1 protein-coding gene is annotated in these 8,875 nt (G+C 69.5%); it reads right to left on the bottom strand.

Features of this window, described 5'->3' with window-relative positions; genetic code table 11:
- Window positions 1–8,783 (bottom strand): SDR family NAD(P)-dependent oxidoreductase (locus ACZ61E_RS32355; protein WP_469703961.1); only part of this gene is annotated, 8,783 nt, incomplete at its 3' end.
- Window positions 8,784–8,875: the final 92 nt, after the last annotated feature.

Below are 8,875 nucleotides of genomic sequence, written 5' to 3'. Positions count from 1 at the left end.
GCCTGCGTGTGCCCAAGGTTCGACTTCAACGACCCCAACCACAACGGAGCGCCCTCCGGCCGCCCCTGACCGTAAGTAGTGAGGATGGCCTGCGCCTCGATCGGGTCACCCAGCGTCGTCCCCGTCCCGTGCGCCTCCACCGCCTGAACATCCGACGCCGACACCCCGGCATTGGCCAGCGCCTGACGGATCACCCGCTCCTGCGACGGACCGTTCGGAGCCGTCAGCCCGTTCGACGCACCGTCCTGATTGACCGCCGAACCCTTCACCACCGCGAGGACTTCGTGCCCGTTGCGTACGGCGTCCGACAGCCGCTCCACCAGCAGCAGCCCCACACCCTCCGACCAGCCGGTGCCATCGGCTCCGGCGGCGAACGGTTTGCACCGGCCGTCCGGTGCCAGCCCGCGCTGTTGGCTGAACTCCACGTATGTGCTCGGACTCGCCATCACCGTCACACCACCGGCCAGCGCGAGCGACGACTCGCCGCTGCGCAGCGACTGGCACGCCAGATGCAGCGCCACCAGCGACGACGAACACGCCGTGTCCACCGTCACCGCAGGACCCTCAAGCCCGAACGCGTACGACACCCGACCCGAAGCGATGCTCGGTGCGCTGCCGTTCCCGATCTGCCCTTCGAACCCCTCGGGCGTGTCCGGCAGGAGCCGCGCGGCGTAGTCGCTGTACATGACTCCCGCGAAGACTCCGGTCTGGCTGCCGCGCAGCGAACGCGGGTCTATGCCGGCCCGCTCGAAGGTCTCCCACGCCGTCTCCAGCAGCAGCCGCTGCTGGGGGTCCGTCGCCAGGGCCTCCTGCGGACTCATGCCGAAGAGCGCGGGGTCGAACTGGCCCGCGTCGTGCAGGAATCCGCCCTCACGCACGTACGAAGCGCCACGGGTGCCGGGAACGGGATCATAGAGGGAGTCGAGGTCCCAGCCGCGGTTGTCCGGGAAGTCGCTGATGGCGTCCCGGCCTCCCTGGAGGAGTTCCCACAGGTCGTCGGGTGTCGTGACGCCGCCGGGGTAGCGGCAGGCCATGCCGACGACGGCGATCGGCTCCGTGTCCTGGAGCTGTGTGTGCGCCACGGGCCGGACTGCGGCCGTCCCCGCGAACCGCGTGCTCAGGTACGCGGCCAGCGCCTGCTGCGTCGGATAGTCGAAGACGAGCGTGGACGAGAGCTGGAGGCCCGTCGCGGCACTGAGCTGGTTGCGGAGTTCCACCGCGGTGAGCGAGTCGAAGCCGAGCTCGCTGAACGTCCGTCCGGGGTCGAGCTGTTGCGAGTCCAGGTGGCCCAGTACGGCGGCCACCAGGGTCGCCACCAGTTCTGTGAGCCGGGTCAGACGGGCTTCGGGTGACAGCTCCGCCAGCCCCTGCCCGGCTCCGCCGGACGTGGACCCTGAGGGGCGGCCGGCCACGGCCATGGTGACTGCGCGCCGCTTGCGGACGAGGCCGTGCAGCAGCGGCTGCCCGGAGTCCATCGCGAGCGGCAGCAGATGGGCGGGCGCCGTCTGGGCGAGCGCGGCGTCGAGGAGTTCGAGCGCGCGCTCGACACTGAGCGGTACGGCACCGTTGCGCGCGAGCCTGGCGCGGTCCCGTGCGTCGAGATGGCCCGTCATGCCGGCGTCCTGAGCCAGGAAACCCCAGGCGAGGGAGAGACCGGGCAGGCCGTGGTGCCGCCGGTGGGCGGCCAGCGCGTCGAGGAAGGTGTTGGCGGCGGCGTAGTTGCCCTGCCCGGCGGTACCGAGCGTCGCGGCACCGGCAGACACCAGGATGAACGCGTCGAGTTCCAGGCCACGGGTCAGTTCGTGCAGATGCCACGCGGCATCGGCCTTGGGGCGCTGCACCCCGCGCAACTGCTCCGGCGTCAGCTGGGCGAGCGTGCCGTCGTCCAGGAGACCGGCGGCATGGACGACCGCCGCCAGCGGCCGGTCGGCGGGAATCGCGGAGACGAGCGCCGCGAGAGCATCGCGATCGGCCACGTCGCAGGCGGCGACCACCACATCGGCGCCGAGCCCAGTCAGCTCCTGGCGCAGCGCGGTGGCCGGCTCGGTGTCCGGTCCGGACCTGCTGACGAGCAGCAGATGGCGTACGCCGTGGGCGCTCACCAGATGCCGGGCGATACGGGCGCCGAAGGCGCCGGTGCCGCCCGTGATCAGAACGGTGCCGTCGGGCCGGAACGTCGTGGACGCGGTTGTCCGGCTCGCGGCCCCGGAGTCCTGGGCAGGAGCGTCGGCGTCGTGCCGTACGAGCCGGGGGACCAGCGGCGTCCCCGCCCGGAGCGCGAGCTGCGGCTCCTGCCGGGCCACCGCTGTCGTCACGGCTGAGGGCAGGGCCGCCAGCGACGCCGGGTCGTCGTCCACGTCGACCAGAAGGAAGCGGTGCGGATGCTCACTCTGGGCGCTGCGCAGCAGACCCCACAACGGTGCGTGGACGAGATCGACGTCGCTCTCCGGCGCGACGGACACCGCGCCCCGGGTCACGACCACAAGGGGTGCCTCGGATACGGAGTCGTCCGAAAGCCAGTCCCGGACCACGCCCAGGGTGTGCGTGGTGGCGGTGAACACCTGCTCGGGCAGCGGGAGTTCGAGGTTCACGGGTGGCAGCGCGGCGAACACGGGAGTGCCGAAATCGGCTGCGTCGAACTCGGTCGTGTCCGGACCCGCGGCGAAGATCCGCAGATCGGACGGCGCCACCTTGCCGGTTGTGTCCGTGTTCTCGACGGGACTCATCTCCGTCCAGTCGAGGACGAAGAGGCGACCCTCACGGTCTGAGCCGGCCGAGGCGTTGAGCTGCTTGGGGTCGACGGATCGAAGCGTCAACACGTCGATGTCCAGCAGCGGCTGGCCGGTCACGTCGGAGAGTGTGACCGTCGCCGTCGTCTCGCTGGTGGGCGTCAGCCGTACCCGCGCGGCGGCCGCACCGGTCGCGTACAGGCGAATACCGGACCAGGTATAGGGGAGCTTGACTTCGTCGCCGCTGTGTCCGCTCGTCGCGGTGTCCAGCGCGAGAGTGTGCAGCGCGGCGTCGAGGAGCGCCGGATGGACGCCGAACCCGTTGACTTCGGCGTCAGAGGCGAGTTCCACCTCCGCGTACACGTGACCGTCGGCCCGCCATGCCGCGTGCAGCCCCTGGAACGCGGGGCCGTAGGCGTAGCCCTGAGCGGCGAAGTCCGCGTACAGGGCACTCACGTCCAAGGCTGCCGCCCCCTCCGGGGGCCAGACCTCCAGACCGGCGGGCGCGTCCGCACCCTCGTCGCCCGGTGCCAGCAGACCCGTGGCATGGGCAGTCCACGCACTCTCGAACCCTTCTGGACGGGAGTGGATCGTCACGATCCGCTCCCCGGACGCGCTCTCCTGCGCGACGGTGACCTGCAACTGGACGCTGCCCTGCTCGGGTACGGCCAGCGGAGTCGCCAGGGTGAGATCCCTGAGCCGGTCGCATCCCAGGTGCAGTCCGGCGTGCAGGGCGAGGTCCACGAACGCGGTGCCGGGCAGCAGCGCCCGGTTCGCGATGGTGTGGTCAGCAAGCCAAGGGTGTGTACGCAGGCTGAGGGAGCTGGTGAAGACGGCCGAGTCGCCCTGCGCGAGGTCGACGGTCGCGCCGAGGAGCGGGTGGTCGGTGGTGGTCAGTCCCGCGGAGGTGAGGTCCTTGGCCGATGGGGTGTCGTTGAGCCAGTAGTGGTGGTGTTGGAAGGCGTAGGTGGGGAGGGTGGGGTGGTGACGGGAGGCGGTGGGGGTGGTGGGCCAGGTGAGGGGGGTGTGGTGGGTGTGGAGTGTGGCGAGGGCGGTGTGGAGGGTGTGCTGGTGGGGGTGTTTGGGGTGCAGGGTCCCGATGGCGGTGGTGTCGGGGAGGGTCTGGGTGGTGAGGGTGGTGAGGGTGGTGTCGGGGCCGAGTTCGAGATACGTGGTGGTCCCGGTGGCGTGCAGGTGTTCGGTGATGCCGGTGTAGTTGACGGCGTGGCGGAGTTGTTCGGTCCAGTAGTCGGGTGAGGTGGCTTGTTCGGGGGTGAGGGGGAGTGCGGTGCGGTTGGAGATGACCGGCAGGGTCGGGGGCTGGGGGGTGAGGGTGGTGAATGTGGCGCGGAAGGTGTCGAGGGCGGGGTCCATGTGGGCGGAGTGGAAGGCGTGGCTGACGTTCAGGGCGCGGGTGCGGATTCCGGCTTCACTGGCGCGGGTGTTGAGTGCCTCGATCTCGGCCACGGTTCCGGAGATGACGGTGTTGGTGGGGGAGTTGTGGGCGGCGATCTCCAGCCCGGTGCCTTCGAGGAGCGGCGTGACCTCGTCGGGGGTGGTGTGGAGGGTGAGCATGGTGCCCTGCCCGGGGGGGAGTTCTCCCATGAGGCGGGCGCGTGTCGTGACGAGGGTGGCGGCGTCGGTCAGGGTGAACACGCCGGCGATGTGGGCGGCGGTGAGTTCACCGATCGAGTGCCCCGCCAGTGCGTCGGGCCGCACCCCGTAGGACTCCACCAGCCGGTAGAGAGCCGTCTCCAGCGCGAAGAGAGCGGGCTGCGTATACGTCGTGTCGTGCAGGAGGTCGGCTTCCGGCGTCCCGGGTTCGGCGAACATCACCGACTGGAGTGGTGCCGGCAGGTGCGGGTCCAGAGCTGCGCAGACCTCGTCGAGTGCGTCGCGGAAGACGGGGTGGGTGGTGTAGAGGTCGTGTCCCATGCCCGGGTACTGGGACCCTTGGCCGGTGAACAGGACGGCGAGCTTGCCCGCCTGGTACCTGCCCGTCACACCCTGCGCGGTCGGGGTCCCGGCCGCAATGGCGGCCAGCGCGTCGGTCAGCTCCCCGCGCCCGGTACCGAACACGACGGCCCGGTGATCGAGCGTCGCACGGGTCTGTCCCAATGCGTTCGCGATGGCGGGGAGGTCGGTGTCGGGGTGGTCCTCCAGCCAGGCGTGCAGCCGCGAAGCCTGCCCGGCCAGCGCGTCAGTGGTGTGACCGGACACCGGCCACACCACCACACCCGATTGCGTCCCATCGGTCTCGGTCTCCGCCGCACCAGTAGCGGCTGTGGCCGGGGCCTGTTCCAGCACCACATGCGCGTTCGTGCCGCTGATCCCAAACGAGGACACACCGGCCCGCCTCGGGCGGCCTTCCGCGTTCGTCCAGGGGGTGTTCTCCGTGAGGAGTTCCACCGCTCCCGCCGACCAGTCGACATGCGGCGTCGGCTCATCCACGTGCAATGTCGCCGGGAGTACGCCCTCCCGCATGGCCATGACCATCTTGATCACACCTGCGACACCGGCGGCGGCCTGAGAGTGCCCGATGTTCGACTTGACTGCTCCGAGCCACAGGGGCGCGACGTCCGATCGATCCTGCCCGTAGGTCGCCAGGATCGCCTGCGCCTCGATCGGGTCGCCCAGCATGGTGCCCGTGCCATGGGCTTCGACCGCGTCCACATCGGCTGCCGACAGCCCTGAGTTGGCCAGCGCCTGACGGATCACCCGCTCCTGCGACGGACCGTTCGGAGCCGTCAGCCCGTTCGACGCACCGTCCTGATTGACCGCTGAGCCCTTCACCACCGCGAGGACTTCGTGCCCGTTGCGTACGGCGTCCGACAACCGCTCCACCAGCAGCAGCCCCACACCCTCCGACCAGCCCGTACCGTCCGCGCCCGCCGCGAACGGCTTGCACCGGCCGTCCGGCGCCAGCCCACGCTGCCGGCTGAACTCCACGAAGAGATCAGGGCTTGCCATGAGCGAGACGCCGCCCGCGAGGGCGATGGTCGACTCGCCGCTGCGCAGCGACTGGCACGCCAGATGCAGCGCCACCAGCGACGACGAACACGCCGTGTCCACCGTCACCGCAGGACCCTCAAGCCCGAACGCGTACGACACCCGACCCGAAGCGACACTCGGCGCCGTACCGATACGGCGATAGCCCTCGAACTCGTCGGGTACGGAGGAGAGACGAGACAGATAGTCGTGGTTCACGACACCGGTGAACACGCCGGTGCTGGTGCCCCGGAGGGCAGTGGGGTCGATCCCCGCCCGCTCGAACGTCTCCCAGGCCGTCTCCAGCAGCAGCCGCTGCTGGGGGTCCGTCGCCAGGGCCTCCCGCGGGCTCATGTGGAAGAGGTCGGCGTCGAAATCGGCGGCATCGTGGAGGAAGGCGCCATGACGCACGTAAGAGGTACCGGTGTGGTCCGGGTCCGCGTTGTAGAGCCGTTCCACGTCCCAGCCACGGTTGGTGGGGAAGTCGCCGACCGCGTCACGCTCGTCGTGGAGGAGCTGCCACAGATCTTCCGGGGACCGCACGTCGCCGGGAAACCTGCATGCCATTCCCACGATGGCGATGGGCTCGTCCTCGGCCGTCCGCACCGAGGCGAGCGACCGGCGTGGGGCGGCAGTGGTCTGCAACAGCAATCCGCGCAGGTGGTCGGCGAGTTCCTGCGGCGTCGGATAGTCGAATACCACTGTCGTAGGCAGGGCACTGCCGATGGACCTGGCGAGGCTGTTGCGCAGCTCCACCGCCGTCAGCGAACCGATTCCCAGCTCGCGGAACGGCCGGTGCGGACGAAGAGACGTGCTGTCCGAATGCCCGAGGGCGACTGCCGCGTGGGAGACGACGAGGCTGACCAGGCGCTCACGCTGCTCCGACTCCGGCAGAGCGCGGAGCTCCTCGGCGTAACCGCCCACGGTGGCGGTCGACCGGGCCGCGGTGGTGCGTCGGGGCCGGATGAGCTTACGGAGGACGGGGGATGCGGTTTCGGGATCGATGGTGCTGGTGTTGATGGCGGTGGGGATGAGGTGGGGGTGGGTGGTTGCGGTGTTGAGGAGGGTGAGGGCTTGTTGGGTGGTGAGGGGGGTGATTCCGGTGCGGGTGAGGCGGTTGATGTCGTTGGTGGTCATGTGGGCGGTCATGCCGGTGGTTTGTGCCCAGTAGCCCCAGGCGAGTGAGGTGGTGGGTTGTCCGTGGTGGTGGCGGTGGTGGGCGAGGGCGTCGAGGAAGGTGTTGGCGGTGGCGTAGTTGGCTTGTCCGGTGGCGCCGAGGGTGGCGGCGGCGGAGGAGTAGAGGACGAACGCGTCGAGGTCGGACTTCGCTGTGAGTTGGTGGAGGTTCCAGGCGGCGTCGACCTTGGGGGCGAGGACGGTGGTGAACTGTTCGGGGGTGAGGTTGTCGATGGTGGCGTCATCGAGGACGCCCGCGGTGTGGAAGACGGCGGTGAGGGGGTGTTCGGGGTCGATGGTGGCCAGGAGTGTGGTGAGTTGTTCGCGGTCGGCGGTGTCGCAGGCGGTGATACGGATGTCGGCGCCGAGGGCGGTCAGTTCTTCCTGGAGTTGTTGTGCGCCTGGTGCGTTGGGGCCACTCCTGCTGGTGAGGAGGAGGTGGCGGGCGCCGTGTGTGGTGATGAGGTGGTGGGCTGTGAGTGCGCCGAGGGTGCCGGTGCCGCCGGTGATGAGGGTGGTGCCGTGGGGGTTGATGGTGAGGGTGTTGTCGGGTGTGGGGGTGTGGCGGGTGAGGCGGGGGGTGAGGATGTTGCCGTTGCGGAGGGCGATTTGGGGTTCGCTGTTTGTGGTGGCGTTGTGGATGGCTGTGGTGAGGTGTTTGGTGCTGTGGGGGTGGTTGTCGGTGTCGATGAGGGTGATGCGGTGGGGGTGTTCGTTCTGGGCGCTGCGGATGAGTCCCCAGAGGGGTGCGTGGGTGAGGTCGGTGAGGGCTTCGCCGGGGTGGGTGGTGACGGCGTTGTGGGTGAGGACTACGAGGTGGTTGTTGGTGTGGGTGGGGTCGGTGAGCCAGGTCTGGAGGTGCTGGAGGGTCTGGGTTGCGGCGTGGTGGACCTGCTCGGGGAGGGGCAGGTCGGGGTTGGCCGGTGCGAGTGCGAGGTGTGTGAGCGTGTCGGGTACGGCGGTGGCGGGTGCTCCGGCGGTGAGGATCGTCCATGTCTGGTGGTCGCCGGCATCGGTGGCGACGGAACCACTGGTCAGGGGTGTCCACTCGACCGCGAACAGCCGGTTGTGTGTGCTGGTACCTGCCGCCGCCAACTCCGCCGAATCCACAGGACGCAGAGTCACGCTCTCGATCTTGGCCACCGGCTGCCCGACCGCATCCGCGAGGAGCACACCGGCCGAGCCCGGACCTGACTGCCTGAGCTGCACACGCAGCGTGGTGGCGCCGGTGGCGAAGAGGCTGATGTCGCGCCACAGCGTCGGCAGTTGAGGCTCGCTGCCGTCGGACGGTGCCGAGTCAATTCCGAGGGTGTGGAGTGCGGCGTCCAGGAGTGCGGGGTGGATGCCGTAGCCGGTGACGTCGGTGTCGGGGTCGAGTTCGATCTCGGCGTAGAGGTCGTCGCCGTCGCGCCAGGCGGCCGTGAGCCCCTGGAAGACAGGGCCGTACTCATTGCCACGCGAGGCGAGCTCGCTGTAGACATCGGCCTGCGCTACGGGACGGGCGTTCGTCGGCGGCCAGGCGATGAGGTCGGCCTCCGCTGCGGGGACGGCCGCGGACAGGGTGCCGGTGGCGTGCAGAACCCAGGGGGCATCCGATTCCTGCCGTACGTGAATCGTGACGCGCAGATCATCGGAGTCGGGCAGCGGCGCCGTCATCACTTGGAGCTGGTGCGTCGCCTGTTCGGGGACGACCAGCGGCTTGTGCATCTCCAGCTCGACCAGATGAGGGTGGTTCGTGTGGTGTCCGGCGTGGAGTGCGAGGTCGACGTAGGCCGTTGCGGGGAGAACCGAGGTTCCGTTGACAGTGTGATCGCTGAGCCAAGGATGAGTGTGCTGATTAAGTGTGCCGGTGAAAACAGCGGTGTGAGTGGTGCCGTCGGCGAGTTGTATCGCTGCGCCGAGGAGTGGGTGGTTGGTGTGCTGGAGTCCGAGGGTGGTGGGGTCGCTGCTGGTGCTGGTGGGGGTGTTGAGCCAGTAGTGGT

It is taken from the genome of Streptomyces sp. NPDC104581, assembly GCF_055583685.1.
This window is presented reverse-complemented; position numbering and strand designations above follow the sequence as displayed.